Source organism: Pseudonocardia sp. MH-G8 (assembly GCF_002262885.1).
In the GTDB taxonomy this organism is placed as follows: Bacteria; Actinomycetota; Actinomycetes; order Mycobacteriales; family Pseudonocardiaceae; genus Pseudonocardia.
This window is the reverse complement of record NZ_NKYF01000014.1, coordinates 172,298-197,594: the sequence shown is the minus strand read 5'-3', so window position 1 is coordinate 197,594 and position 25,297 is coordinate 172,298. Positions and strand designations below refer to the sequence as shown.

General features: G+C 71.8%; 27 protein-coding genes. 5 read left to right on the top strand and 22 right to left on the bottom strand.

Annotated features, from left to right (window positions below; all coding sequences use genetic code 11):
• Positions 1 to 7: 7 nt before the first annotated feature.
• From CFP66_RS27955 to CFP66_RS27930, 6 genes are all read right to left on the bottom strand, one after another.
• A complete protein-coding gene (locus CFP66_RS27955; RefSeq protein WP_094928158.1) occupies positions 8 to 1,036 on the bottom strand; it encodes an NAD(P)-dependent alcohol dehydrogenase in 1,029 nt (342 codons plus the stop codon).
• Positions 1,037 to 1,078: 42 nt separating this feature from the next.
• Positions 1,079 to 2,767 (bottom strand): chaperonin GroEL, encoded by a 1,689-nt coding sequence (gene groL, locus CFP66_RS27950; RefSeq protein WP_094928157.1) that lies wholly within the window; start codon positions 2,765 to 2,767, stop codon positions 1,079 to 1,081.
• A 114-nt stretch (positions 2,768 to 2,881) separates the two neighbouring features.
• Positions 2,882 to 3,253: a propane 2-monooxygenase effector subunit MimD gene (gene mimD, locus CFP66_RS27945; RefSeq protein ID WP_094928156.1), complete on the bottom strand. Its 372-nt coding sequence runs from the start codon at positions 3,251 to 3,253 to the stop codon at positions 2,882 to 2,884.
• Complete coding sequence (locus CFP66_RS27940) at positions 3,250 to 4,440, bottom strand: toluene hydroxylase (RefSeq protein WP_094928155.1); 1,191 nt, start codon at positions 4,438 to 4,440, stop codon at positions 3,250 to 3,252. The genes mimD and CFP66_RS27940 overlap by 4 nt, the downstream gene beginning before the upstream one ends.
• A 21-nt stretch (positions 4,441 to 4,461) precedes the next feature.
• Positions 4,462 to 5,505, bottom strand: coding sequence for an FAD-binding oxidoreductase (locus tag CFP66_RS27935; protein WP_094928154.1), 1,044 nt, complete (start codon positions 5,503 to 5,505; stop codon positions 4,462 to 4,464).
• Positions 5,506 to 5,606: 101 nt separating this feature from the next.
• Complete coding sequence (locus CFP66_RS27930) at positions 5,607 to 7,244, bottom strand: methane monooxygenase (protein WP_198961710.1); 1,638 nt, start codon at positions 7,242 to 7,244, stop codon at positions 5,607 to 5,609.
• Between the two features lie 291 nt (positions 7,245 to 7,535).
• Between CFP66_RS27930 and CFP66_RS27925 the strand changes: the two genes are divergently transcribed.
• A complete protein-coding gene (locus CFP66_RS27925; RefSeq protein WP_233159768.1) occupies positions 7,536 to 9,410 on the top strand; it encodes a sigma-54-dependent Fis family transcriptional regulator in 1,875 nt (624 codons plus the stop codon).
• Here CFP66_RS27925 and CFP66_RS27920 read toward each other — a convergent pair whose 3' ends face one another.
• From CFP66_RS27920 to CFP66_RS27845, 16 genes are all read right to left on the bottom strand, one after another.
• Positions 9,411 to 9,695 carry a gas vesicle protein K gene (locus tag CFP66_RS27920; RefSeq protein ID WP_369805181.1) on the bottom strand — a complete coding sequence of 95 codons (285 nt, stop codon included), beginning with the start codon at positions 9,693 to 9,695 and terminating at the stop codon, positions 9,411 to 9,413.
• 5 nt (positions 9,696 to 9,700) lie between these two features.
• Positions 9,701 to 9,883 (bottom strand): gas vesicle protein, encoded by a 183-nt coding sequence (locus tag CFP66_RS27915; RefSeq protein ID WP_094928151.1) that lies wholly within the window; start codon positions 9,881 to 9,883, stop codon positions 9,701 to 9,703.
• Positions 9,880 to 10,638 (bottom strand): GvpL/GvpF family gas vesicle protein, encoded by a 759-nt coding sequence (locus CFP66_RS27910; RefSeq protein WP_094928150.1) that lies wholly within the window; start codon positions 10,636 to 10,638, stop codon positions 9,880 to 9,882. The genes CFP66_RS27915 and CFP66_RS27910 overlap by 4 nt, the downstream gene beginning before the upstream one ends.
• Positions 10,631 to 10,975 (bottom strand): gas vesicle protein, encoded by a 345-nt coding sequence (locus tag CFP66_RS27905; protein ID WP_094928149.1) that lies wholly within the window; start codon positions 10,973 to 10,975, stop codon positions 10,631 to 10,633. Before CFP66_RS27905 ends, CFP66_RS27910 begins: the two co-directional genes overlap by 8 nt.
• Before the next feature lie 11 nt (positions 10,976 to 10,986).
• Positions 10,987 to 11,343 carry a gas vesicle protein gene (locus CFP66_RS27900; RefSeq protein ID WP_094928148.1) on the bottom strand — a complete coding sequence of 119 codons (357 nt, stop codon included), beginning with the start codon at positions 11,341 to 11,343 and terminating at the stop codon, positions 10,987 to 10,989.
• Between the two features lie 15 nt (positions 11,344 to 11,358).
• Positions 11,359 to 11,592 carry a gas vesicle protein GvpG gene (locus CFP66_RS27895; RefSeq protein ID WP_094928147.1) on the bottom strand — a complete coding sequence of 78 codons (234 nt, stop codon included), beginning with the start codon at positions 11,590 to 11,592 and terminating at the stop codon, positions 11,359 to 11,361.
• Entirely contained in the window at positions 11,592 to 12,329 is a 738-nt protein-coding gene (locus tag CFP66_RS27890; RefSeq protein ID WP_094928146.1) for a GvpL/GvpF family gas vesicle protein, read from the bottom strand. Before CFP66_RS27890 ends, CFP66_RS27895 begins: the two co-directional genes overlap by 1 nt.
• Positions 12,326 to 12,772: a gas vesicle protein GvpJ gene (gvpJ, locus tag CFP66_RS27885; RefSeq protein WP_094928145.1), complete on the bottom strand. Its 447-nt coding sequence runs from the start codon at positions 12,770 to 12,772 to the stop codon at positions 12,326 to 12,328. The genes CFP66_RS27890 and gvpJ overlap by 4 nt, the downstream gene beginning before the upstream one ends.
• On the bottom strand, positions 12,769 to 14,001 hold the full coding sequence (locus tag CFP66_RS27880; protein WP_094928144.1) for an SRPBCC family protein: 1,233 nt from the start codon (positions 13,999 to 14,001) through the stop codon (positions 12,769 to 12,771). The genes gvpJ and CFP66_RS27880 overlap by 4 nt, the downstream gene beginning before the upstream one ends.
• The gene (locus tag CFP66_RS27875; RefSeq protein WP_143517402.1) at positions 13,994 to 14,662 is read right to left on the bottom strand and encodes a hypothetical protein; all 669 of its coding nucleotides are present in this window, start codon (positions 14,660 to 14,662) and stop codon (positions 13,994 to 13,996) included. Before CFP66_RS27875 ends, CFP66_RS27880 begins: the two co-directional genes overlap by 8 nt.
• A 221-nt stretch (positions 14,663 to 14,883) precedes the next feature.
• Entirely contained in the window at positions 14,884 to 15,321 is a 438-nt protein-coding gene (locus CFP66_RS27870) for a hypothetical protein (RefSeq protein WP_094928142.1), read from the bottom strand.
• A gap of 368 nt (positions 15,322 to 15,689) precedes the next feature.
• Positions 15,690 to 16,595 carry a hypothetical protein gene (locus tag CFP66_RS27865; protein WP_094928141.1) on the bottom strand — a complete coding sequence of 302 codons (906 nt, stop codon included), beginning with the start codon at positions 16,593 to 16,595 and terminating at the stop codon, positions 15,690 to 15,692.
• A gap of 82 nt (positions 16,596 to 16,677) precedes the next feature.
• Positions 16,678 to 17,490: a class I SAM-dependent methyltransferase gene (locus CFP66_RS27860; protein WP_094928140.1), complete on the bottom strand. Its 813-nt coding sequence runs from the start codon at positions 17,488 to 17,490 to the stop codon at positions 16,678 to 16,680.
• 78 nt (positions 17,491 to 17,568) lie between these two features.
• On the bottom strand, positions 17,569 to 17,985 hold the full coding sequence (locus CFP66_RS27855) for an OsmC family protein (protein WP_094928139.1): 417 nt from the start codon (positions 17,983 to 17,985) through the stop codon (positions 17,569 to 17,571).
• Positions 17,982 to 19,424, bottom strand: a complete 1,443-nt coding sequence (locus CFP66_RS27850) for an ATP-binding protein (RefSeq protein WP_094928138.1) — start codon at positions 19,422 to 19,424, stop codon at positions 17,982 to 17,984. Before CFP66_RS27850 ends, CFP66_RS27855 begins: the two co-directional genes overlap by 4 nt.
• Positions 19,421 to 21,094, bottom strand: a complete 1,674-nt coding sequence (locus CFP66_RS27845) for an FAD-dependent oxidoreductase (RefSeq protein ID WP_094928137.1) — start codon at positions 21,092 to 21,094, stop codon at positions 19,421 to 19,423. The genes CFP66_RS27850 and CFP66_RS27845 overlap by 4 nt, the downstream gene beginning before the upstream one ends.
• A gap of 167 nt (positions 21,095 to 21,261) precedes the next feature.
• Here CFP66_RS27845 and CFP66_RS27840 point away from each other — a divergent pair, with 167 nt between their 5' ends.
• The 4 genes from CFP66_RS27840 to CFP66_RS27825 all read left to right on the top strand — a co-directional run bounded on the left by CFP66_RS27840 (position 21,262) and on the right by CFP66_RS27825 (position 25,294).
• Positions 21,262 to 21,924 (top strand): FadR/GntR family transcriptional regulator, encoded by a 663-nt coding sequence (locus CFP66_RS27840; protein WP_094928136.1) that lies wholly within the window; start codon positions 21,262 to 21,264, stop codon positions 21,922 to 21,924.
• Positions 21,921 to 22,685, top strand: coding sequence for a creatininase family protein (locus CFP66_RS27835; RefSeq protein WP_094928135.1), 765 nt, complete (start codon positions 21,921 to 21,923; stop codon positions 22,683 to 22,685). The genes CFP66_RS27840 and CFP66_RS27835 overlap by 4 nt, the downstream gene beginning before the upstream one ends.
• Before the next feature lie 111 nt (positions 22,686 to 22,796).
• Positions 22,797 to 23,759, top strand: coding sequence for a PHB depolymerase family esterase (locus CFP66_RS27830; protein WP_094928134.1), 963 nt, complete (start codon positions 22,797 to 22,799; stop codon positions 23,757 to 23,759).
• A complete protein-coding gene (locus tag CFP66_RS27825; protein ID WP_094928133.1) occupies positions 23,756 to 25,294 on the top strand; it encodes an AbgT family transporter in 1,539 nt (512 codons plus the stop codon). The genes CFP66_RS27830 and CFP66_RS27825 overlap by 4 nt, the downstream gene beginning before the upstream one ends.
• The last annotated feature ends 3 nt before the right edge of the window (positions 25,295 to 25,297 follow it).

The window sequence follows — 25,297 nt, the reverse complement described above, 5'->3', positions numbered from 1 at the left end:
CTCCGCGTCAGGGAACGAGGATCGCCCGGCCGCGAACACGGCCGGCGTCGAGGTCGTGCAGCGCGTCCAGCGCCGCATCGAGCGGGTACTGCTTGGTGTGCAGGGTGACCTTCCCGGCCTGTGCGAGCACCATGAGCTCGGCGAGCTCGTTGTAGGTGCCGACGATGTTGCCGATCACGTTCTTCTCGTTCGCCACGAAATCCAGCGTCGGCGCGGTGAACTGCCCGCCGTAGCCGATGACGAACTGGGCACCATCGGGCGCGGTCATCTGCCAGGCGTCGTTCTCCGCGCCCTGCTCGGCCACGAAGTCGAACACCACCTCGGCGCCCTCGCCGCCGGTGAGGTCCTTCACGGCGTCGATGTGGGTGCCATCGGCCAGCACGGTCTCGTCGGCGCCGATCCGGCGCGCCAGCTCCAGCGCGTCCGGGTTCTTGTCGACCACGACGATCCGGGTCGCCGTGAGCGCGGCCAGGCACTGGATCCCGATGTGCCCCAGCCCGCCCGCGCCCTGCACCACGGCGGTGGTTCCCGGCCACAGCACCGGCACCGCCTTGCGCACGGCGTGGTAGGCGGTGATCCCGGCGTCGGCCAGCGCCGCGACGTCGGCCGGGTTCGTGGACGGTTCGAGCTTCACGCACGCCCGCGCCGTCGTGCGCAGGTACTCCGCCATCCCCCCGTCGTTGTTCGACAGGCCGGGGAAGAACGCGTTGACGCAATGCATGTCCTTGCCCGCGCGGCAGGCCCGGCACAGGCCGCAGCTGGGCTGCGGGTGCAGGATCACCGTGTCACCGGGCGCCACATTGGTGACGCCCTCGCCCACCTCCTGCACCCAGCCGGCGTTCTCGTGCCCGATCACGTACGGCAGCTCAGGGCCCATCGCCTCGGCCCACTGCCCCTCCATGATGTGCAGGTCGGTCCGGCACACCCCGGCCCCACCGACCTTCACGAGCACGTCCAGCGGACCCTGGAGCGTGGGCTCGGGAACATCGTCGATCTGCGGATCGGCGTGGTACTTGTGCACACGCACTGCCTTCACGCGATCACCTCCTCGGGATTCGATTCGAACCGGCGGACCGGGTCATCCGACCGACGGACCCAGACCGAGCGACTGCGGGGTGCTGGAATCCGGCGACGGCTGTGGGATACCCCCGTCGAGCTGCCCGAACTCGGTCATCAGCGACTTGTTCCACGGGGTGACCTCCTCGGCCACCAGCGAGTTGGTGGTGAGGATGAGGCCGGCCACCGAGGCGCCGTTCTGGAGTGCGGAGCGCACCACCCGCAGGGGGTCGATGATCCCCATCTCGACCATGTTCCCGAAGCGGCCCTCCAGGGCGTCGAAACCGTCGTCGACGCTCATCGCGGTGACCTGTTTGACCACGTCGTCGCCGTCGTAGCCCGCGTTCGAGGCGATGAGGTGCAGCGGCTCGGTCAGGGCCTGACGCACGATCTCCACGCCGATGCGGTAGTCGCCGTCGACGTCGAGGCCGTCGAGCACGGGCTCGGCGTGCAGCAGCGCGGCGCCGCCCCCGGCGACGATGCCCTCGGCGATGGCCGCCCGGGTGGCCTGCAGCGAGTCGTCGACCCGGTGGCGGACCTCCTTCGCCTCGGCGTTGGTCGGCGCACCCACGCTGATGATCGCGGCCTTGCCCGACAGCCGGGCGATGCGGTCGGACAGGAAGTCCTCGTCGCTGCCGATCGTGGCGCGCGCGAGCTCGGCCCGCAGCTGGGTGAGCCGCATCTCGAGGGCGCCCCGGTCGCCACCACCGCCGATGATCGTCGTGCTGTCGCTGGTGACGCGCACCTGCGAGGCCCGGCCGAGGTGCTCGACGGTGATCTGCTCCAGCGCGAACGCCGAGCTCCTGCTGTGCACCTTGCCGCCACACAGCGCGGCCATGTCCTCCAGCAGGTGGATGCGCTTCTCGCCGAAGCCCGGCGCCTTGATCGCCACCGCCTGGAAGGTGCGGTTGACGTGGTTGTGCACCAGCATCTGCAGCGCCGTGCCCTCGACGGTCTCGGCCACGACCACCAGCGGGCGCCGCTCGCCGCGCATGATCGCGTCGAGCACCGGCATCAGGGACCGGACGTCCTTGATCTTCTCGGCCGAGAACAGGATGTACGGGTCGTCGACGACCGCCTCGAGGGTGCCGGGGTTGGTGACCATGTACGGCGTGACGTAGCCGTTGTCGAACTCGAAGTCCTCCACGAACGACACCGACAGCCCCAGCACCGGGGTGTCGGCCACCGTCACGACGCCGTCGTCGCCGACCGTGTGCAGCGCCTTCCCGACCGCGTGGCCGATCACGTCGTCGTCGTTCGCCGAGATCGCGGCCACCCGGGAGTAGTCCTGCTCGGTCGAGACCGGGTGCGCCGCCGTCGTGAGGCGTTGCACGAGCGCGGCCACAGCGAGGTCGACGCCCCGCTTGACCAGGACGGGGTTGCCGCCCGCCGCGATGGACTTCATCCCCTCCCGCACGATCGCCTGGGCCAGCACGGTGGCGGTGGTGGTGCCGTCGCCGACGGTGTCGTTGGTCGTGACGGCGGCTTCCTTGACCAGCTGGGCGCCCATGTTCTCGAACGGGTCGCGCAGGTGGATCTCCCGCGCGATCGTGACGCCGTCGTTGGTGACCTCGGGTGAGCCGGTGATCTTCTCCAGGATGACGTTGCGACCCTTCGGGCCGAGCGTGCTCTTCACGGCCTCGGCCAGCTGGTCGACGCCGGCCTGGAGCAGCCGCCGTCCCTCCTCGCCGAATCGCAGTTCCTTCGCCATCGTGTGGTCCTCCTGGGTGTAGCGGGATACGTCGGTCTGCTGCGCGGGGGCGGATCAACGGGCCGGGCCGCCGCCCGGATGTGAGGGGCGGGCGGCGACCCGGAGCAGGTGGAGCTACGAGACCGGCTTCAGGTCGAAATCGAGGTGCTCGGCGGCGTCCTCGGGATTGGCGAACATGATCGTGCGGTCGTCGAGGTGGACCATGCGCCCGTAGTGGGTGGACATGTTCTCCTCGAGCTCGGCCGCGTCGAACCAGCCCTCCTCCTCGCCGGCCTCCTCGTCCAGGTCGGCGTAGACGACGTCGAAGCGGCCCTGACCGTCGACGCGGACCATCGAGGGCAGCTGGGTGACGGCGACGTTGTCGAGCCGGGACAGCACGTTGGCGATCACTGCCCCGACCTGGTTGTTCATCAGCGTGAACCCGCACATGTTGGACGCGGTGTTGTCCGACTTGAATGGGCTCTCGGCGGTCTTGAACGCGGTCACTGCTTCAGCTCCTCAGGGGTCTCGAGGCCGAGATCGCGGCAGATCCCGGCGAACCGGTTCTTGGCCTTGTCGAGGCTGTCCTCGAACCGCGGGGGCTTGGCGTCGGGCTGCGACCACAGCGGCTGCATCTGGCGGGCCGCCTCGAGGGCCTGCGGCACCCAGTGCGACATCCAGCCCTGCATGAGCGCCTTGTTGTGCGCGGCGAACTCGCGGTCCTCGGTGAGCGGCGCGAAGCACGCGACCGTCCAGCGCAGGTCCCGCTGGGAGTAGTCGGTCTCGCCCGCACCCATCACCGTCGGAGTGACGAAATCGCCGTGCCCGGCCGCGGACTGCATCACCAGGTTGCTGCGGAACAGCTCCCCGAGCAGCGGCTCGAACACGATGTTCGCTGCGAAGACCGCCTCACCCCAGTCGTCCTGCACCGCGGTGAGGGCCTCGCACACCTTCCGGGCGCCCTGCCACTCGGCGTCGGAGTTCCACGCCTCGAGGTGCGCGGAGCCGTCGAAGTCCTCGATCTCCTCGCTCAGCGTGAGGTTGTACAGCGCCAGGTCCTGCGCGAACCGGATCTTGCGGGTGCTGTTCGCCGCGAGGGCGGTGTTGTGCATGTTCGTCGGCGCGGAGCGCTCGTTGGCCGCAAACACGTAGAGCCCGAGGATGTGCTCGATGTGCATCCACGCGCCGACGTTGCGCTCGACGAACCGCACCCAGTTCATCGACCACTGCTCGAACGCCTTGGAATGGCGCGCGTTGTCGACGTTCTGGGTCAGCTGCCGCACGACGTTGGCGTTGTAGCGGTAGAGGCTCTGCTCCCATTCCTCGTTCGGGTCGCGGAACTCGTGCCAGCCGTGCGCCGGCCACGTGAAGTCCTTGGCCATGCCGCCGGTGCCCACGCCGCGGACGGGCTCGGGCTTGTCCACCCCCCAGGCCTTCAGCTTCGTCCAGTGCAGCGGGTAGCCGGCGTCGCCGTTGGCGAAGCCGTAGATCCAACCCTGCGTCAGGTAGTGCCGCGGGTCGGGCTGCACCTCGACGGTGACGTCCTCGTAGTGGGTCTGCTTGCGCTTCGCCGGTGTGAAGTAGTTGTAGCGCCGGGCACTCGCACCGGAGTCGGGGAACTCGCGCGCCCCGGCCTCCGCGTCGGTGAAGACGGGCTTCGGGACGCTCCGTTCGGGGCGTTCGGTGGTGGTCATGACTCGTCCTTGTCTGGCGGATCAGCCTTCCGGCTCGCCGGTGGTCGTGAACTTGTCGTAGAAGATGTGGCCCTCCGAGCAGCCGAGCCGGGTCAAGGTCACGATCGCGGCGTCGACCATCGGCGGAGGGCCACAGACGTAGGCGTCCCGGCCCGCCAGCGACGGCTCCCGCCGGGCGACGACGTCGGTGATCAGGCCGGTCTCCCCCGTCCAGTCGTCGTCATCGGAGGGTTCTGACAGCGCCGGCACGAACGTGAAGTCCGCCAGCTGCTCGGACAGGGCCACGAGCTCCTTCTCGAAGCACAGGTCGCGCCGCGTCCGTGCCCCGTAGTAGAAGGTGACCTTGCGCTCGACCCCGCGGTCGGCCATCGACCGCAGGAGCCCGAGCATCGGGGCCATCCCGGCTCCGCCGCCGACGAACACGAGGTCGCACGTGCGGCTCTCGCGCAGGGTGAAGGTCCCGAACGGCGCCTCGACCGCCAACCGGTCACCCACCTGCAGCCGCGTGGCCAGGTGCTGCGAGAACAACCCGTCGGGATAGACCTTGATGACGAACTCGAAGTGTCCGTCCCGGTTGGGCGTGTTCGCCATCGAGAACGAGCGCGTGTCGTCCGTGCCCGGCACCTGGAAGTCCATGTACTGCCCCGGGAAGAACTTGATCTCCTCGGGCTCGATGAGCTTGACGACCAGGTGGCGCATGTCGTGGGTCACCGGCTCGATCGCCACGACCTCGACGGTCCCGGTCCGCAGCGGGAGGCCGGACCGGATGATCTCCTCGTCGTAGTTGAGGAGCTCGATGGTGAGGTCCTCGAAGGGGTGCGCGCGGCAGAGCAGGGTCTGCCCCTCCTCCTTCTCGTAGTCCGGCAGCGCGAACGTCGAGTAGCTGTCCAGCTCGATGTCCTCGCCCTCGAGGACGAAGGACTTGCAGGCCGCGCACTGGCCTTCCTTGCACCCGTGCATGAGCTGGACGCCCTGCTCGGCGGCGGCGCGCAGGATCGTCTGGTCGGAGTCGACCTCGATCTCGATGCCGACCGGTTCGAACCGGACGACGTGCTTCTCACCCATGCTTCTCACCCAATGGATCTCGCCCTTCGGCTCGTGAGGACGGCCGGGCCGGCAGGGAGAGGACCGGCGGCACCGGTCCTCCCCCTTCGCCTGACCCGCACTCAGGCGTCGGTGGGCGCCGGGCGGCCGGCCGGTCCCTGGCGGACGTAGTCGGCGGCGAACGCCGCGCGCTCGGCGTCGCTCATCTCGTTGAGCAGCACGTTCGGGCTCTGCAGCGGTGGCATCCGCCGCATGTGGTCGAGCGTCCACATCTTCTGCGGGTTCAGGTCCAGGTGCGGCTGCGCCGTCATGGTCTTGCCGTCGTCGCGGACGAAGCCCATGTCGGACACGACGTCGGCCCAGTTCCAGCCGTGGTAGAGGGTCTCCCACTCCCGGTGCCCGACGAGGCGCCCCATGTTCGGGGTCTCGCGGCCCTGGTAGGTCGGCCGGAACGCGACCTTGTCGGTCCAGTGGCACATCTCGTGGCAGTAGGTGCGCCACTGGCCGTCGACCTCGTCCATGACCATGTCCTCACGGACCAGGCACGGCACCATGCACGTCCAGCAGCGGTGCGGATAGACGTAGTCGACGTTCTCGGCCACGATCGCGTGGTGCCCGTTGGGCGTGGCGAGGCGGGAGTAGTTCTCCCACCACTTGCCGTACTTGTCGTACCAGCCCGGGTACTTGTACTCGAACCACTCGAAGTCCTCGTCGGTCATCGCGTCGATGCGCCAGTAGTTGGCGAGCCACCCGGTGGCGAAGAACTGGGCAACCTCGTGGACGTAGCCGTTCTCCCAGATCTGCTTCCACGACTCCTCGACGAGGTCGTGCGGGATCGTCAGGCCGTACTTCTCCAGCGGCACGAGGTAGGAGCGGTAGTAGTCGTCGTAGATCCAGCGGCGCCACATCTCCGCGTAGGAGTCGCGGTCCTTGCGGCGGTCCTTCGTGCCGTACTCGATGAAGGTGCCGATGGCCGCGTCCACCACCCGGTGGTTGTTCCACCACGCGTAGCGCAGGTCGCGCTCGAGCAGCTGCCGGTTGTCCTCGTCCGACAGCACCATCAGGAGCGTGGCGTAGCCGTTGGAGATGTGGCGCGACTCGTCGGACTGCACGGAGTGGAACACCGTGGGCAGCAGGTAGTCGCCGTTGGCCGCGGCCTCGGCGGGCATCGCCACGAACAGCGTGTTCGTGAACGCCGTCTCGGCGATGATCGTCAGGTAGATGCTGGCCGCGGTGATCGCATCACCGGTGATGAACCCCTCGGCGAACTGCCGGCCGATCGTGCCGCAGTAGTCGTTCTGGAAGTTCCGCAGGCTGTTGTTGAAGCCCGCCGGGTCGATGTAGTTGTTCATGTACAGGCGCTTGAGGTTCTGCTGGATCGTGGAGTGCCGGACCTCGTCGATCATCTGGATCGCCTGGCCGTTGTGCAGCTCCGGGTTGGGAACCACGTTGAACAGCATCGGCATCGAGCGCGCCGCCGAGATCTCCGGCAGCGGGATGATCGACAGGAACAGCTTCTGCCACTCCAGCCAGCGCTCCTGCACCTGGCGGAACATGTTGCCGCGGATCGCGCCGTCCTGGGCGCCGTACACGCGGTGGTCCTTCTCCTCCTCCATCGGGAAGTAGGACCGCAGGACCTGCTTGAGCGGGTCCTTCTTCGCCGCCTTCCGGAAGGTGTAGTCGGTGCCGTACTTCATGTACGGCTCGTGGTACTGCGGCTCCCAGGCCAGTTCCTGGATCTTCTGATGAGCCTTGGCCAGACTCTGCCGACTCACGTCATCTCCTCACGGGTGGTGGGTGGCCGTGAGCCTTCGACGGTGCGGGCATCGTCGACTCCGGAGGTGGGCTCGAGGCGGCGGGCTCGGAGCAGCCCCCGGGCCGTCGCCTCGTGCTCGGGATCACACCCCTCGCCACTGGCGCATGCGGTCTCAATATGAGAAATGAGCTGGTTGCCCTCCGCGAGGAAACCCCTACGCTGGGGATCCATCCCGGCGCCGCCGCCGGTTCTCATCGCCAGGACGGATCGCTGACGCTCCGAAGGAGGCACTGGTGTGGCCGCGTTGACCGACGACGAGCAGGGCCCCGTGTCGGGGCGCCACGCGCGGGTTCCCGCCCAGCCTGCCGCGGAGGAGCTCGCCCGCGCGCGGGTCTCCTTCCTCCACGCCGAGCCGGTGCAACCCGGCGTGGTCCGGGAGCCGATCCTCGCCTCCTGGTCGCGGTCGCAGTCCTGGCAGGTGCCCGTCGACCACTTCGAGCTGCCCTACGCCGACGACCTCGACCCCGAGTCGCTGCTCACCCGCGCCGCGCAACCGGTGCTCCGCGACGTCGCCGACCAGTTCGCCACCGAACCGGTCAGCGTGATCCTCTGCGACGCGGGCGGTGTGGTCCTGGAACGCCGCAGCGGCGACTCCACGCTCGACCGGCACCTGGATCGCGTGTTCCTCGCCCCCGGCTTCAGCTACGCCGAGCGCTACGTCGGCACCAACGGCATCGGCAGTGCTCTGGAGGGGGGCGGGCCGACGCAGGTCTTCGGGCACGAGCACTACGTGGACAACCTCGAGAACCTCGCGTGCGCCGGGGTTCCCGTCCGCCATCCGGTCACCGGCCGGGTGTTCGGGGTCGTCGACATCACCTGCTGGCGATCCAACGCGGGCGCCATGATGGCCGCGGCCGTAGCCGCGATCGCCCACCGCATCGAGGAGTCGCTGCTGGAGCACTCCGGGCGCCGCGAGCACTCCCTGATGCAGGACTACCTGCGGGCCTGCCGGCGCAACCGCGGGGCGGTGTTCGCGCTCGGCGAGGACCTGCTGATGATGAACGACCGGGCACGGGAGCTGTTCGACCCCGGGGACCAGACACCGCTGCTGGCCGAAGCGGCGGAAGCCCTCGGCTCCGGACGGGCCCGGCAGCTGATGGTCGACCTGCCCAGCGGGCTCACCGTGCGCGTGCAGTGCCGGCCGAGCTTCAGCGAGGGCGGCGTGAGCGGCGGCGTCCTGCAGGTGCACGCGGTGCCGCGGATCGGCCCCGCGGAGCGGGACGGCGCCGGCCCGGTGCTCGCGCCCGCGCTGCCCACCGCCGTCGGGTCCGGCGCGCTGTGGAACAGGTGCGGGCAGGCCGTCGACCGGCACTTCCGCTCCCGCGAGTGGCTGATCCTCGAGGGCGAGCCCGGGGCCGGCAAGGCGACGCTTGCCCGCGCGGCGCACCGCAACCGCACGCCGGCGGCCCACCTGCGCGTGCTCGACGCCGACGGCTACGGGCCGCAGTGGATCTCCGAGGTGGCCGGCGAGCTCGGCAACGGCGCCGGCACGCTCGTCCTCGCCCACGTCGACCGGCTTCCCGCCGACGGCGTGGCGGCCCTGGTCGACACGCTCGAGCCGTTCCGCGAGTCGACCGACGCGGACCGGCCGTGGGTGGCTGCCACCGTGACGCGCGGGGGCCGCCGGCGCGGCGCCGACCTCACCGACCTGCTGTCGTGCTTCCCCCGCACCGTGGAGGTGCCGCCGCTGCGCCACCACATCGAGGACGTCGCCGAGCTGGTGCCGCACCTGCTCGCGCGCCTCGGCCGCGGCGCCACGCTCTCCTGCTCCGCCGAGGTCATGCGCGTGCTGACGCGCAACCGGTGGCCCGGCAACGTCGAGCAGCTCTACCAGGTCCTGCGCAAGGTCGTGGCCAAGCGCAGGTCCGGCGTGGTGGAGCTCGCCGACCTGCCACCGGAGTGCCGGTCCACCACGCGCCGCGTGCTCACCCCGCTGGAAGCCATCGAGTGCGACGCCATCATCGACGCGCTGGTCTACACCGACGGCAACAAGCTCGAGGCGGCCCGCCACCTCGGCACGTCCCGCGCCACGATCTACCGCAAGATCCGCGAGTACGGCATCTCGGTGCCCGACCCGGGCACCGAACGCACCGCCGTACGCGGCGGGTGATCAGCGCCCGGGGTCGTGGGGCAGCAGGTCTCCCAGCGGGCCGAGGTCGATGTTCAGGTCCTCGGGCCGCAGGCCGAAGTGCTCCCGCAGCTCGGTCATGGCCTCCTCCAGGCGCATCAGCCCGAGCCCGAGCTCCTCGACCTTCTCCTCGGGCAGGTCGCCGGCCTCCACCCGGCGCAGGGCCTGGCGCTCCATGAGCTGGCGGATCAGCTCGACGAGCGTGAGGACGAGCCTGCCCAGCCCGCGGCCCACCGAGTCGGGATCGAGCTCGAGCCGCTCCGGCACCTCGGTCACGGCTCCACCAGCGTCTGCACGGAGCTGATCAGGGCGCGCAGCGAGACGTGCACCAGGTCGACCTCGGCCAGCGAGATCGTGACCTCCCCGGTGATGACGACGCCGCCGGCCAGCAGCCGGTCCAGCAGGTCCACCAGCGCCACCTCGCGGTCAGGGGCGCGGTCGGGGGCGAGCGTCACGGCTGCTCCTCCAGGGTCGCGAACGAGTACGGCGCCCAGGGGCCGGTGAGCTCGAGGCGCACCCCGGCGCCGGACCGCTCCTCGACGGTGCGGTGCAGGTCCGCGGCGCCATCGGCGTCGACGAGGTAGGCGGCGTTGAGCACCATCTCCTCCTCGCGCCCGGTCAGGCGCGGGTCCTGCGGCGGGTACCGGCGGGCGGCCCGCGTGACGGCCGCGAGCGCGCGGTGCACCGCCTCGGCCGCGGCGAGCGCCTCCTCCTGGCCACGCGCGGCCCGGTTGCGCTCCGCGAGCCGGCGCGCGAGGTAGGACCGCCCCGGCCCACCGCCGTCGGCGGGCTCGGGCTCCACCGGCGCGTCCGAGGGCACGGCGTAGCCCTTCACCCCCCACTCGACGCGTCCGCGGATCCGGTCGAGCGCCGCCGCGAACGCCGTCGCGCGCTCGTCGAGCAGGCCGCGCACGCGCTCGTCGTCGAGGTAGATGGTGGCGAGCCGGACCGGCGCCACCGGACCGGCCTGCGCGGCCGCGTCCACCACGGCGTGGTGCGCCCGCGCGGTGGCCTCCAGCCACTGCAGGTCCTCCAGGCTGCGGCGCAACGCCTCCTCGCCGAACCGCACGGCGTCGACCGATGCGACGACCGCGGCGTGCGGCCCGGCGACGATCCGGCGGACGGGGGCGCCGTCGACGCCCGTACCGACGGACGACTCGGGGGCGTCGGCGTCGGTGACCGCGTAGACGTACACGACGGTGTCAGCCACCTGGTTCCTCCCGCTCTGCCTGCTCCACGGCCGGAGCACCGCCCGACTCCAGCGCGTCGATGCGTTCACGCAGCTGCCGGTTCTCCTCGGCAAGGTCGCGCTGCCCGGAGCTGAGCGTGGGGTCGTGCTCCCACCAGTCGATGCCCATCTCCCGCGCCTTGTCCACCGACGCGACGAGCAGCCTGATCTTGATCGTCAGCAGCTCGATGTCGAGCAGGTTCACCCGGATGTCGCCGGCGATCACGACACCCTTGTCCAGGACGCGTTCCAGGATGTCGGCGAGGTTCGTCGACTCCTGGCGGTGGTCGGGCGTGCGGGAACGGCCGGGCACGGGCATTCCACCTGATGTCATCGGCACCTCTCGTCGAGCTGGCCACGGGCGTAGCGGCGGGTGCGGCGGTAGGAGACGAGGTCGCCGTGGCGGTCGACGGACACCTCGTAGATCGCGAGCACGTCCTGGGTGTCGGGGATGCGGGTGGACTCCACGACCTCCACGCCGACCTGCCAGCCCTCGTCGGCCCGCTCGATCGAGATCACGCACTCGGGGCTGCGCCCGGTGAAGTCCGCGACCTGCTGCGCGGCCCGGCGCGCCGCGACCGCGGCCGGCACCAGCCCGTCGGACCCCGTGCCTGCGCTGGGGCGCGCCCGCCGCGGACGGCGGGGTTTCTCCTGCTCCTGGTCGGCCACCTGCTCCTCGTCAGCCATCCGGCTCCTTCCCGGTCACTGCTGCCGACGCACCATCAGCCGCTGCAGCAACTCGTTCTCCAGCTCGGCCGCCTCCTCCTCGGAGACCTCGCCCGCCCGCCGCGCCTCGTCGACCCGTTCCAGGTGCGCGCGGATGCGCACCGGGTCGTAGTACTGCTCCTCGGCGTGGTCGTGGATCTGCTCGGCCAGCCACATCACGCCCCGCACGGGGGCGAGCGGCAGGCCGAGCAGACCCGAGAGCAAGCCCACTACTGCTCGTCCCCGGGGACGAAGTCGTACGGCGCGAGCGGACCGAGCAGCCGCAGCCGCGCCCGCCCGTGCAGCTGTTCTCCCTGCTCCTCGACCGCGTCCTCGAACTCCTGCGCGCGCTCGCGCTCCACCAGGAAGGCCGCGTGCACGACGTCGTCGGGTTGGCCCGGATGGTGCTCGACGACCCCGACCGCGTACGGCTCCAGCCGCGTCACCAGCTGCTCCGCCTCGGTGTCGCGCCGCTCCTCGAGCGCCCCGACCACGAGCTCGCCCAGCCGGAGCCGCTGGTGGTAGGTGGCGTCCTCGGGCAGGTCGCGGACCTCCGCCTGCAGCTGCCGGATCTCCGGGTCGGCCTCGAGCACCTCGCGCAGCACCACGTCCTGCTCGTAGCGGCCCTTGAGCGTGTACTGCACGCGCCCCTCGAGCTCGCCCAGCGCGGTCACGAAGCGGTCGTGGTGGGGCGCGAGCAGCTCCTCCACCACACCCTCCTCCTCGACCACGGCCGGGAAGCGCATCGGGAGCACCGCGGTGCTCGACGCGACGGTGTCCACCACGGCCTCGTGGGCGAGCAGGTCGTCGCGGGTGCCCAGCGGCCGGTCGGCCGGCACGTCGCCGACGATCGCCGCGACGTCGCGGTGGACGATCGTGGACACCTTCCCCGACGGGCCCAGGCCGGTCAGGTCGTCGGGCAGCTGCGCGCCCGCGCCGACCAGCCCGTAGACGTAGGTGGCGGTCATTCCTCGCGCTCCCGCTCCCGGCGCTGCGGACGACGGCGCGGCGCCTCCTCGCGCTCCCGGCCCTCCCGGCCCTTGGTCAGCACCTCGTCGACCTTGTCGACGGCCGCGTCGAGCATGCCCGACGTCTTGCCCTTGGCGCCGCCCTCGGTCATCCCCTGCATGAGCCCGGGCAGGTCCGTTCCGCCCTTGCCCTTCCCGTACAGGTCCAGGCGGTTGGTCGCCTCCGCGAAGCGCAGGAACGTGTCGACGCTCGCCACCACGATCCGCGCGTCGATGGTCAGGATCTCGATCCCGACCAGGGAGACCCGCACGAAGACGTCGATGACCAGGCCCTTGTCCAGGATGAGCTCGACGACGTCGGCGAGGCTCCCGGAGCCACCACCACCGCCACGTTCGACGTACCCTCCGCCGCCGCCGCCCTGTCGCTGGGTTGCCACTGTCATGCGTCACCGCCCCGTCGTGATCTCGACGCCGTCACCGGTTCCCGGTCCTCGGGCTCGGCATCGGCTTCCTCGTCCGCCTCGTCGGCGTAGTCCTCGTCCGCGTAGTCCTCGTCCGCGTAGTCCTCGTCCGCGTAGTCCTCGTCGGTATCGGCCTCGTCGGTATCGGCCTCGTCGGTATCGGCCTCGTCGGTATCGGCCTCGTCGGTATCGGCCTCGTCGGCGTAGTCCTCGTCGACCGGGTCCTCGTCGACCGGCTCGCCCTCCTCCGCGGCGTACTCGTCGTCGTCCTCGAACCCGTCCTGGTCCTGGTCCTCGTCCTGGTCCTCGCCGTAGGCCTCCTCACCGGACTCGTCCTCGGACTCCTGCTGGGCGCGCTGCTCCTCCTCGAGGGCCTCCTCGTGGGTCTTCACGACCTCGCTGTCGTGGATCTCGCCGCGCCAGCCCTCGACCTCGTCCTGGTGCATGAGCACGTTGCTCATCGCGTGCCGGCGGAAGTGCTGGAACTCCAGCCGAGCGCGCCTGCCCTGCGCGCGCCAGAGGTTGCCGGTGCGCTCGAACAGGCCCTGCGGGTGGTACTCGAGGACCAGCAGCACGCGGGTGAGGTTGGGTCCGAGACCGGTGAAGGTCACCGCCCCGTCCACGTGCCCCTTGGCGCCCTTCGACCGCCACACGATGTGCGAGTCGGGCACCTGCTCGACGATCGTGGCCTCCCAGGTGCGGTGCGACCACACGACCTGGGCCTTCCAGTTCAGCTTCTCGTCGCTGGCCTGTTCGACGCTCCCGACCTTCTTCATGAAGGTGGGGAAGTCGGAGAACTGCGTCCACAGGTCGTAGGTGGTGCGCAGCGGCAGCCCCACGTCGAGGTCCTCGCTGATGACGGTGACCTTCAGCTTCTTGCCGCCGCCGGAGCCACCACCGCCTCCGCCGCCTCCGAACACGTCCTTCACCTTGTCCTTGACGGCGCCGAACCCGCGGCTCAGCAGGCCTGGCGACGAGTCGCCGTCGTCGTCCCCGTCCCGCCGGTCACCATCGGGGTTCAGCGCCTCCCGCAGGCCCTCGCCCCCGTTCTCGGCCACGCCGGTGAGCCGGTCGGACAGCGAGGTGACCCGGTCCGTCGCGGCCTCGGCGGCCCGCTGGACGAGCAGCCCCAGCAGCCGCTGGCCCGCATCGCGCAGCGCGTCGGTGGGCACCGCGTCCTTGAGCTTCTCCGTCGCTCCTCCGTCAGCCATTGCCCTCACCCCTGCGGGTGCGCGTGGCGCGAGCGGGCTTGCGGGCCGCAGCGGTCTTTCCCGCCGTGCCCGCCGCGGCCTTGCCCGCGGTACGCCCCCCGCCACCCGCCGCCGTGCCGGCCCGCCGGACGGTCGCGGTGGCCGAGGCGTTCTTGCCCCCACCGCCCTTGGCCCCACCGCCGGACGGCGCCTTCGCGGCCGGTGCACGCGCCGCACGCCGGGTCGGTGCCGGCTCCTCGTCGTCGGCGTCCACGTCGCCCGCGTCCTCGGCCCCCGCAGTGTCCTCTTCGGGCTCCTCGGCGCGGTCGTCGGCCGGAGCGCGCTCGTCGTCCGCGGGCTCGCGACGCGACGTGCCGAGGTCGCCCAGCGACTCCACCCGCTTGCCGACCCGGTCGGTGAGCGATTCGACCTGCCGGGTGGCCACCGCCATCGCGGCTCCCTTGCCCGCCTCCAGCAGCCGGCCACGCACCACGTCGGTGAGCTTCGCGAGCTCGGGCGAGGAGCTCAGCAGCTTTGTGCCACCCTTCAACAGCTCACCCGGCCCGCCGGCCTTCTGGCCTGCCGCCATGCCGGCGAACATCAGGGCGAGCTTCATCTTCTTGGTCCGTCCGAGGAAGTAGCCGCCGGCTACGCCGAGGGCTACCCGCGCTCCACATTTCACTGCTGCTCCTCCGTCTCGCCGATGTGCGCAATCCACTTCTCGGGAGCGCTCCAGCGACTACCCCGCGTGCAGATCCCGAACACTCCACCGCAGCCCGGCCGCGATTTTTGCGCCGTTCGGAGCAGACGATGCCCGCAGCCGTCCCCGGCTACTGGGCAGTCGGGGGAATTGCAGGGCCAATGGGCTGAGAGCGTCCACAGACGGACGCAGAGCAACAACGATCAACGCCCGGCGGTGCGGATCGCCGCTACGACCGCCGCCACGATCAGCACCAGCAGCAACAGGACGACCGTCACCGGCAGCAGGACCAGCGCCAGCACGAGCGCGAGGATCAGCGCGACCTTGGCCCCGGTACCCATGCGACCCACGGCTCCCAGCAGCGCACCCCACACCGGGTTGCGCCCGCCGAGCGCGGCACGCGCGCCGCCGAGCAGGGCGTTCACCCGGATCCCGCCGCGCGCGGCCACGTCGTCGCACCACGCGGCGAGCCCCTCCACCCCGTCCAGCGCGAGGCCGAACGCGCGTTCCAGCAGCGTGGCGAGCAACCTGCGCAGGCTCGCCCGCAACTCCTCCAGCGGCGACGGCCCGCCCGGCCCCGACCCGTTCCCGCCGGGTACCCGCAGCACTGCGGGCGCCACCGCTTCGTTCGTCGAGGCCATACCTGGTTCCTTCCGTCGAATCACGCCGCCGGAACGACAGCCGCCTCCTCGCGTACCCCTGCCTGCGCCGCACCCACACTTTCCGGCATTGCGCCGAAAGGGGCTTCCCTCATCTCGCCCAGCGGATGGGGCCAAACGTCCGGGCGCTACTCCGGAAGCGAGGATTGCGACGTCCAGCTCGACGTACGTGGGCACCGATCCCGGCCCGACTGGCCATGATCAGTAAGTCGGCGCGAAAACGGGCGAAATCCACCCGCGAACGCGCCGACTTACTGATCATGGAGTCGGGAACCCGGGTCCTCTCGCAACACGCTCACGGTGGGTGCCACTACGGGTGGTCCCGCTCGCCCGGCGAATGGCGCCGGACGTCAGCGCGCCACTCCGGAGGCGGCGAGCGCCTCGTCCAGTTCTGCGTACGTGGGTGCGAGATCGCGCAGCAGCGCCACGGCTTCTGCGTCGTGGCCGGCCATGAGCGGGTACTGCAGGCCGCCGACCAGATGCGCCTGGCGCTGCGACACCGCGGAAGCGGTGTCGAGGCCGAGCCGACCGAGCCACACGGCCGCGTCGGTGAGCCGCCGCGCGCCGACCCGGACGGCGAAGTGCACCAAGTGCCCGGTCTGCGCGGCGGTCAGCCCGCCGGCCACGTCTGCGGCGAACCGTCCGACCGCGGCCGCCGGGCTCTCGACGTCCGGGGTGAGCCGGCGCCGCGCAGTGGGGAGCGAGGCCCGCAGTGCGTCCCGCAGGTCGACGGAGCGCACCCGGCGGAACGCGCTGCGCATCGTGAACGGCTCCGCCCGGTAGCTGAATGCCACCGACTCCCACGCGGCGGCGAATTCATCGACCGGCAGGGTGGCGAACGGGAATCCGTGCGGGTCGTGCAGGTGCACCACCTCGTCGGCCACCGCGGTGACGACCACGAAATGATCGGCCCCGATCGCGGTGCCCGACCCCGGTTGGTACCCGAGCAGGCCCATCTCCAGCGGGCCGACGAGCACCGGTCCGCCGGCGTCCCGCAGTCGCTGGACGGCACCGGTCGCCGACCCGCCCGCCGTGCGCTCGCACGTCCATCCCAGCAGGTCGAGGGCCTCGTCCAGGCCGAGACCCGGGTCCCAGCCCAACGGGTCGAACCACGCCAGCCCGTCCTCGTACCGGAAGCCGAACGGGGAGCCGGTCAGCACCTCGATCGCGGACGGCTCGGGCGCGCCGGACCCGAGGACCATGGCGAGCGAATTGGCGTAGCAATACGGCCCGGATCCGATGTAGGACAATCGCATGACCCGATCCTGGCATTTTGCCGCCGAATTCACATCCCCGATCTCGCATCCCCGAATTCACATCACCGATGCGCCCGGCTCGTCACACCGTGGTCCAAGCCCCGTACAGACACGGCCCGATCACGACCCCCTGTTCCGCGTGGACCTCGGCGAGCAGGCGATCGGTGAGCGTGTCGAGCTGCACCTCGTCCGCGGTGGCGATGCCGAAGCGCTCCATGAGCGGCATGGCGCTCCGAGCGACGTTCGCCCACCCGGCCGCGTACGCGCGGTCGCCACCGCCCACCGCCGCTTCCATGGCCATCTCCGGGTCCCGCAGCCCGGCGGCGCGGAACGTCGCGAACAGCGACGGACCCATCCGCGGGTTCGCGTCGATCCTCGCCAACGCCTCCACGATCCAGGACTTGAGCTGCTGCCAGGTCGGCGTGTCGGCGCTCGACCACAGGTAGCCGAAGTCGGCTTCGTGCATGCAGACCAGGCCGCCGGGATGCAGGAGTGACGCAGCCCGCCGCAACGTGGCGGCCGGGTCGCCCAGGTACATCAGCACCAGCCGTCCGACGACCGCGTCGAACCGGCCGTCGACTCCGGCGAGCGTCTCGACGTCACCCTGGCGGAACTCCACGTTGCTCAAGCCGGCGTCCTGCGCCGACCGCGCCGCGCTCCGCACCGCGTCCGGGTCCCGCTCGACGCCCACGACGCCGCCGTCCGGCCCGACGATCTCAACGGCGAGGCGTGCCACGTTGCCGGCGCCGCTGCCGAGGTCGAGGACCCGCATCCCGCGGGACAGCCCTGCCGAAGCGAGGACCCGCCGGGTGAGTGGGTCGATCAGTCTCGCCTGCGCACGCAGGCGGTCCTCCTCGACCTGCCGGTCCGTCGCCAGGTACTCCCGTTGTCCCATGCGGTCCCCCCGCGCCGACGAGGGGAGCACGTTAGGCCCTTCGGCCGGCACCGCGATAGACCCACGGAGCTCAGATCATCAGATCAGCGGTTCCCCGGCGTGCTCGATCTGCGTGCGGATCGCGAAGGCGGGCCGCAGCATCATCGTCACCTCGGTGCGCTCCAGCGCCTCGGCGAGGCGGTGCGCATCGGCGGGGTCGGGCCGGAACGCGAGCAGCACCCGCCGGTACAGCAGGGTGGGCGGGCCCGCGTCGAGGGTGACCGTGACCTCGATGTCGCCCGGCTCGCCGTCGCGCTCCAGGTGGCTGCGCGCCGACATCGCGCTGCACGCCGCGAGCGCGCCGGTCATGAGCTCGAGCGGGCTGGGCCCGGCGCCGTCGCCGTTCTCGGCGTGGTCGACCGTGACGGCGTGCGGGCCCAGCCGGACGTCGACGGCGCGGCCCGCGCCCGTGGCCAGCCGCGCGTCGGCCGAGGCCATCGGCATCTGCATCGTCATGCGCCGGGCTCCTCGGTGATCGGCAGGCGCACCCGGAAGCGGGTGTCGCCGGGTTCGGAGGTGACCGAGAGGTCGCCCCGGTGGCGGGTGACGACGACCCGGTAGCTGACGTCGAGCCCGAGGCCGGTGCCGCGCCCGACCGGCTTGGTGGTGAAGAACGGCTCGAAGATCCGCTGCCGGACCTCGGGCGCGATGCCGGAGCCGGTGTCGCCGATCTCCACGACCACGCAGTCCTCGGCGCGGCTGGTGCGCACGGTCAGCGTGCCGGAACCGTCCATCGCGTCGAGCGCGTTGTCGATGAGGTTGGTCCAGACCTGGTTGAGCTCGGCGGAGTAGGCGGGGATCAGCGGCAGCGTCCGGTCGTACTCCTTGACGATGCCGATGCCCGCCTCCTCCCCCAGCTTGCGCCCGAACATGACGAGGGTGGCGTCGAGGCCCTCGTGCACGTCGATGAAGCGGTGCGGGGCGCGGTCCATCTGCGAGTACTGCTTGGCCGCGAGCACCAGGTCGGAGATCCGGGTCGTGGCATCGAGGATCTCGCGCAGCAGGCTCTCGGTCTCCACCGTGTAGGCCAGCCAGCGGATCGCGCCCTCGAGCGTGGTCCCGTTGGCCGCGGCGTCGACCGCATCCAGGTCCTCCACCCCGAGCCCACCGGCGACGAACACCGGGGCCAGGTCCCAGCTGCCCTCGATGCCGCGGCCGTCGAGCCAGTCGGACAGCTCGTCCTCGCGGTCGGTGGCCTCGAGCGGGGAGAGCGCGGGCGCGTGGCGGACCTTCTTGACGAACTCGTCCTGCGCCATCACCAGCTTCTTCAGCTGCGCTCCGGCGATCTTCCCGTCGGCGATCATGGCGAGCTTCGCGCGCATCCCGGCGACCTTGTCGCGCAGGGTGTCCGCGGCCCGGCCCGCCGCGGCGGCGGGGTTGTTCAGCTCGTGCGTCAGGCCCGCGGAGAGCTTGCCCAGCGCGAGCAGCCGCTCCCGCTCCGCCACCTGCGAGTTGCTGCGGCGCATCCCCAGCATCATGCCTTCGAGCAGGTGTACCGCCATCGGGAACCACTGGGCGAACGCGCGCGCGAACTCGGCGGCCGGGAGGGCGAGCACGCGGCAGTCGGTGATCGCCCGGACGGACGCCCCGTAGAGCTGCGCCGACTCGTCGTCGAGGTAGAACTGGGTGGCGCCGAAGTACACACCCCGCTGGTCGGTGCGGGTGGTCTCCACCGGGTCGCCGCCCACCATCCTGCTCATCGCGATCGTGCCCGACAGCAGCACGTAGAAGCAGCGCGACGGCTCGCCCTCGGTGACGATGTCCTGGCCGGCGGGCATCGCGACGACGTCGGAGTTCTCGACGATCCAGCTGACCTGCTCGTCGGTGAGGTCGGCGAACAGGAACAGCGTGCGCAGCTCGTCGGGGGCGAGGCGCGCCGCCTCCGCCGCGCTCATTGCTCCGCCAGGTAACGGTGCACGAGCGTCACCGCCATGGCGCCCTCCCCGACGGCGGAGGCGACCCGCTTCACCGAGTCGGCCCGCACGTCCCCTGCCACGAAGACGCCGGGCACGCTGGCCTCCAGGTGGTAGGGGTCGCGGTCGAGCGTCCAGCCCGGTGGTCGCTGCCCGTCGACGACGAGGTCGGGGCCGGTGGGGATGAAGCCGCGCGCGTCGCGCCGGACGAACCCGTCGAGCCACTCGGTGCGCGGGGCAGCGCCGATGAACACGAACATCGAGCCCGCCTTCACCGACTCGGTGACGTCGCCCTCGCAGAGGCTGACCGACTGCAGGTGCCCGTCGCCCGACGCCTCCACCACCTGGCACCCCGTGCGGACGGTGATGTTGTCGATCGCCTCGATCTGCTTGATCAGGTAGCTGGACATCGACGCCTCCAGGCTGGGCCCGCGCACCACCAGCGTGACGGTGGCGGCGTGCTTGGCGAAGAACACCGCCGCCTGGCCGGCCGAGTTGGCGCCCCCGACGATGTAGACGTCCTCGCCCCGGCAGGCCGGGGCCTCGGTGGCCGCCGAGCCGTAGAAGACCCCGCGTCCGGTCAGGTCGGCGACGCCCGGCGCGTCGAGGCTGCGGTAGGACACCCCGGTGGCCAGCACCACGGAGTGCGCGGAGATCTCGCTGCCGTCGCCGAACTTCACCACCCGTGCGGAGCCGCGGGCCTCCAGCCCGACGACGTCGCGCGCGGTGAGCACCTCGGCGCCGAACTTCGCGGCCTGGCGCCGGGCGCGGTCGGTGAGCTGCGCACCCGAGACACCGTCCGGGAAGCCGAGGTAGTTCTCGATGCGCGAGCTCTGCCCCGCCTGTCCGCCGGTGGCCTGGCGCTCGACGAGCACGGTGCGCAGGCCCTCGGACGCGCCGTAGACGGCCGAGCCCAGGCCTGCGGGGCCGCCGCCGATCACGACCAGATCGTAGAAGTCGGTGGCCGGGTCGGTGGTGAGCCCGACGGCGGCCGCGATCTCGGCGTCCGTGGGCGCACGCAGCGCGGTGCCGTCGGTGGTGATCAGCACCGGCACGTCGTCCGGCGAGGCGCCCGCGGCCTCCAGCAGCCGCGCGCCCTCGGGCTCGTCCACGGAGTAGTAGCGGTAGGGCACCGCGTTGCGGGCGAGGAAGTCGCGCGCGGCGAAGCACTCGGCCGACCAGCGGTGGCCGACGACGCGGATCTCGTCGACCGGCCGCACCCCCACCGCGCGCCAGGTCTCCACGAGCGCGTCGACGACCGGGTAGAGCTTCTCCTCCGGCGGGTCCCACGGCTTGAGCAGGTAGTGGTCGACGTCGACCACGTTGATCGCCTGGATGGCCGCGTCGGTGTCGGCGTAGGCGGTGAGCAGCGCCCGGCGCGCGTGCGGCGCGATGTCCATGGCCTGCTCGAGGAACTCGATGCCGTTCATCTCCGGCATCCGGTAGTCGGCCAGGATCGCGGCCACGGGCTCGCCGCGCAGGGTGAGCTCGCGCAGCGCGTCGAGCGCGTCGCGGCCCGACTCCGCGCGGACGATCCGGTGGTCGGCGCCGTAGCGGCGGCGCAGGTCGCGGGCGACGGAACGGCTCACGCCCGGGTCGTCGTCCACGGTCATCAGGACGGGCTTGGTCGAGCGGGGCTCGGTCGTGGTCATGCAGGCTCCTGCGGGACGCGCGGTCCCGCCCAGGTGGGGGCGGGCTCCACGCCCGAACCTAGCGCCGCGGGCGAGGGGGTGAGCAGCCCCTCGCGACGAACGGCACTCTCGTCGGCCGGGCCGGTCCGGGGTTGACCGTCCCGGTCGCTAAGTGATTTAGTCACTTGGTGACCCGAGGTGAGACGCTCTCCGAGCGATTGGCGGACCAGATCGTGGAGATCATCCGGAGCGAGCGGCTGGCGCCGGGAGACGTGCTCGCGTCCTCGCGCGACCTGGCCCGGCGCTTCGAGGTCACGACCCCGACCGTGCGCGAGGCCCTGCGCCGGCTGGAGGCCACGGGCGCCGTCGAGTTCCGGCACGGCTCGGGCACCTATGTCGGCCCCGGGGTCGACCGGCGGCTGCTCGCCAACCCGCACCGCCCGGGCACCTCCCCCGACGCCGTGCTCGAGCTGGTCGAGGCCCGGCTCGTCCTGGAGCCCTCGATCGCCGCCACCGCCGCCCGCACCCGGGACGCCGGCGGGCTGGCGCAGCTCGAGGACAGCGTCACCAACGCCCTGCACCCGCCGCGGGGCGACCTGCGTCCCGCGGTGCACTTCCACGCCGCGCTGGCCGCCACCACCGGCAACGCGCTGCTGCGCGAGACCGTCGAGGCCCTGCTGCACGTGCGCGTGCGGGAGCAGATCGAGATCCGCCACCGCTACGACGACCGCGAGCGCGACCACGCCGAGCACGTCCGCATCCTCGACGCCGTGCGCGGCGGCGACGCCGACCTCGCGCACCGCCTGACCGCGGAGCACCTGGCGTCGATCCGCGAGGCGGTGCGGACGTGAACGCGCACCGACTGGGCGAGATGACCACCACCGAGGCGGCCGGCGCCGTGCTCGCGAGCCCCGTGGTGCTGCTGCCCGCGGGCGCCTTCGAGCAGCACGGGCCGGGCCTGCCGCTGGCCACCGACCTCGTCCGGGCCGAACACGTCGCCGAGCGCGTGGCCGCGCAGCTCGACGGGAGCGCGGTGATCGGGCCGTCCGTGCCCGTCGGCGTCTCGCCGCACCACATGGCCTTCGCCGGGACGGTCACGCTCACCACCACGACGCTGGCCGCGGTGCTGCGCGAGTACACCGACGCGCTGTACCGGCACGGCTGGCGGAAGGTCCTGGTGATCACCGGGCACGGCGGCAACAACGCCACCCTCGGGACCGTCGCGCAGGACCTGCTCACCACGCACCCGGACCTGCAGTTCGCCTGGACCCCGCTCACCACGCTCGCGGCCGACGTCGTCGCAGGCATGGACGTCAGCGAGGTGCACGGGCACAGCGGCGAGGCCGAGACCGCGCAGATGCTCGAGATCGCCCCGCACCTGGTGCGGCGCGGGGACCTCGAGCCCGGCACCACGCGGCTCGCCGAGCTCGACGCGCTCGGTGCCGTGACGCGCCGGGCGGGCGGGCCGCGCCTCACCGCCCGCTACGACCGCCTTTCGGCCAACGGCGTGCTCGGCGACCCCCGCCGGGCCACGCCCGAGGACGGCGCCGCGCTCGTCGACGCGATCGTCGCGCGCATCACCGACTTCGTCACGGAGTGGCTGAAGGCCTGATCGACACCTGAACACCGCATCCCGACGGCACCCCACCGGTTCCGCCGTCGATCCCCCGCGCCCTGATGCAGCGCTCCGCCGGCCGTCGAGGACGCCGACCGAAGGGACACCATGACCACCACCCGCAGGTGGGGGCGCATCGCCGCCACCGCCGCGATCGCACTGGTCGCGACGGTGTGCGCGGCGCCGCCCGCCCTCGCCCAACCCGAGCGCCGCTCCGCAGGCTGCGGGCAGGCGGCGCCCCAGGACCCGGGCACCAGCGTGCTGCAGACCGTCCGCAGCGGCGACCGCGACCGCACCTACCAGCTACACCTCCCACCCGGCTACGACCCCGCCCGGGCCTGGCCGGTGGTGCTGGTGTTCCACGGCCGCGGCAACTCCGGCGCGCGCACCGAGGAGTTCTCGAAGCTCTCCACACTGCCCGCGATCGTCGCGTACCCGAACGGCGTGGTCGGGCAGGGCGACGGCGAGCGCCAGGCCTGGCAGGGCGCGCCCTACTCCGCGCCCGGCGTGGACGACCTGGCCTTCACCTCCGACCTGCTCGACCGGCTGGAGTCCGGCCTCTGCGTGGACGAGCGCCGGGTCTACGCCACCGGCAAGTCGAACGGGGCCGGCTTCACCGGCATCCTCGCCTGCCGCGCCTCGGAGCGGATCACCGCGATCGCGCCCGTCGCCGGGGCCTTCTACGGCACCGGCGAGCCGCCCTGCGAGCCCGCACGCGCCGTGCCGGTCATCGAGTTCCACGGGACCGGCGATGCCACGATCCCCTACACCGGCGACACCGAACGGGGGCTGCCCGCCATCGCCGACTGGGCCGCGGCCTGGGCGCAGCGCGACGGCTGCCACGCCGGTCCGCAGCACGAGACGGTGGGCGCGGACGTCACCGTCAGCCGCTGGACCGGCTGCGAGGGCGGGGCACAGGTCCGGCACGTCGCCGTCGAGGGCGGCGGGCACACCTGGCCCGGCTCCGACAGCTACTCCGGCGGCGGCCACACGACCCAGACGATCGAGGCGCACGAGGTGGCGTGGGAGTTCCTGCGCCACCACCGGTTGCCCGTGAAGGAGGCGTCATGACGACCACGAGCACGCCGGAGCGGCAGGACCTGCCGCGCATCGTCCGGGCGATGGCCGTCGTGGAGCGCGTCGGCAACGCCCTCCCCCACCCGTTCTGGCTGTTCTGGGTGCTCTCGGGGATCCTCGCGGTCGTCAGCGCCGCGCTCGCGACGGCCGGGGTCTCGGTCGTCTCGCCCAGCGACGGCGAGACCGTCACGGTGCGGAACCTGCTGTCGGGCGACGGCCTCGCCATGGCCGTCTCCACGATGGTCGACAACTTCGCGTCGTTCCCGCCGATGGCCACGATCGTCGTGGTGATCATGGGCGTGGCGGTGGCCGAACGCACCGGCTTCCTCGCCGCCGTGATGCGGGTGAGCGTCTCGCGGGTACCCGCCTCGCTGGTCGTGTTCGCCGTGGCCTTCGCGGGCACGGCCGCCCACGTCGCGTCCGCGGCGGCGTACATCATCCTCGTGCCGCTGGGCGGGCTCGCCTTCCGCGCCGTGGGCCGCTCGCCGATCCTGGGCATCGTCGTGGCCTACACCTCGATCGCGTCCGGCTACGACGCGAGCCCGATCCCCACCCCGAACGACGCGATCTTCGCGGGGATCACGACCGCGGCCGCCCAGATCATCGACCCCGGCGCCTACGTCTCACCGATCAGCAACTGGTTCTTCAACATCGCCTCGTCGGTGGTGCTGGCACTGGTGATCACCGCGATGACCCGCCTGGTGCTGAGCAAGCGGCCCGACCTGGACGCCGACCCGGACGCACCCGACGACGACCTGGGGCAGCTGCAGCTCAGCAGCCGCGAGCGCTCGGCGGTGCGGCTGGCCGGGCTCGCCCTCCTGGTGGCGCTGATCGTGCTGGTCGCCGTCGTGGCGCCGGCGTCGTCACCGCTGCGGGGCGAGGGCGGCAGCATCGTGGAGTCGCCGCTGCTCGAGGGCGTGGCCGCGCTCGTCGCGCTCCTGTTCGGCCTGGTCGGCATCGTCTACGGCACCCGCGTCGGCACGATCACCACGGCCGCCGACGTGCCGAAGCTGATGGTCGAGGGCCTCAAGCAGATGGCGCCCGTGCTGGTGCTGTTCTTCGCGATCGCCCAGTTCCTCGCCTACTTCGACTGGTCGCACGTCGGCGACGTGCTCGCCGTGGTCGCGGCCGAGGCGCTGCAGACCACCGGCACGCCGATCGTGGTGATCTTCCTGCTGGTGCTCGTACTGCTCACCCTGGTGAACATCATGGTGACCAGCGGCTCGGCGATGTGGTCGATCGCGGCGCCGGTGATCGTGCCGATGCTGATGCTCGTGGACGTTCCGCCGGAGACCACGCAGGCCTTGTTCCGCATCGCCGACTCCGGCTCCACCGCGATCACGCCGATGAGCCCGTACTTCATCATGGCGCTGGGCTTCCTGCAGCGGTACCGCAAGGACGCCGGCATCGGCACCCTCGCGTCCTACACCCTGCCGCTGGCCATCGCGATGACGACGGTCTGGACCCTGCTGTTCCTGGCGTGGTGGGCCCTGGGCATCCCGCTGGGGCCGGGTGCCCCGGTGCGCTGAGCC

Coding starts and splice junctions, on each gene's coding strand:
- groL (WP_094928157.1), bottom strand. CDS start 2,767: ATGGCGAAGGAACTGCGATTCGGCGAGGAGGGACGGCGGCTGCTCCAG.
- CFP66_RS27940 (WP_094928155.1), bottom strand. CDS start 4,440: ATGACCACCACCGAACGCCCCGAACGGAGCGTCCCGAAGCCCGTCTTC.
- CFP66_RS27935 (WP_094928154.1), bottom strand. CDS start 5,505: ATGGGTGAGAAGCACGTCGTCCGGTTCGAACCGGTCGGCATCGAGATC.
- CFP66_RS27905 (WP_094928149.1), bottom strand. CDS start 10,975: ATGCCCGTGCCCGGCCGTTCCCGCACGCCCGACCACCGCCAGGAGTCG.
- CFP66_RS27900 (WP_094928148.1), bottom strand. CDS start 11,343: ATGGCTGACGAGGAGCAGGTGGCCGACCAGGAGCAGGAGAAACCCCGC.
- CFP66_RS27890 (WP_094928146.1), bottom strand. CDS start 12,329: ATGACCGCCACCTACGTCTACGGGCTGGTCGGCGCGGGCGCGCAGCTG.
- gvpJ (WP_094928145.1), bottom strand. CDS start 12,772: ATGACAGTGGCAACCCAGCGACAGGGCGGCGGCGGCGGAGGGTACGTC.
- CFP66_RS27880 (WP_094928144.1), bottom strand. CDS start 14,001: ATGGCTGACGGAGGAGCGACGGAGAAGCTCAAGGACGCGGTGCCCACC.
- CFP66_RS27870 (WP_094928142.1), bottom strand. CDS start 15,321: ATGGCCTCGACGAACGAAGCGGTGGCGCCCGCAGTGCTGCGGGTACCC.
- CFP66_RS27865 (WP_094928141.1), bottom strand. CDS start 16,595: ATGCGATTGTCCTACATCGGATCCGGGCCGTATTGCTACGCCAATTCG.
- CFP66_RS27860 (WP_094928140.1), bottom strand. CDS start 17,490: ATGGGACAACGGGAGTACCTGGCGACGGACCGGCAGGTCGAGGAGGAC.
- CFP66_RS27855 (WP_094928139.1), bottom strand. CDS start 17,985: ATGACGATGCAGATGCCGATGGCCTCGGCCGACGCGCGGCTGGCCACG.
- CFP66_RS27850 (WP_094928138.1), bottom strand. CDS start 19,424: ATGAGCGCGGCGGAGGCGGCGCGCCTCGCCCCCGACGAGCTGCGCACG.
- CFP66_RS27845 (WP_094928137.1), bottom strand. CDS start 21,094: ATGACCACGACCGAGCCCCGCTCGACCAAGCCCGTCCTGATGACCGTG.
- CFP66_RS27830 (WP_094928134.1), top strand. CDS start 22,797: ATGACCACCACCCGCAGGTGGGGGCGCATCGCCGCCACCGCCGCGATC.
- CFP66_RS27825 (WP_094928133.1), top strand. CDS start 23,756: ATGACGACCACGAGCACGCCGGAGCGGCAGGACCTGCCGCGCATCGTC.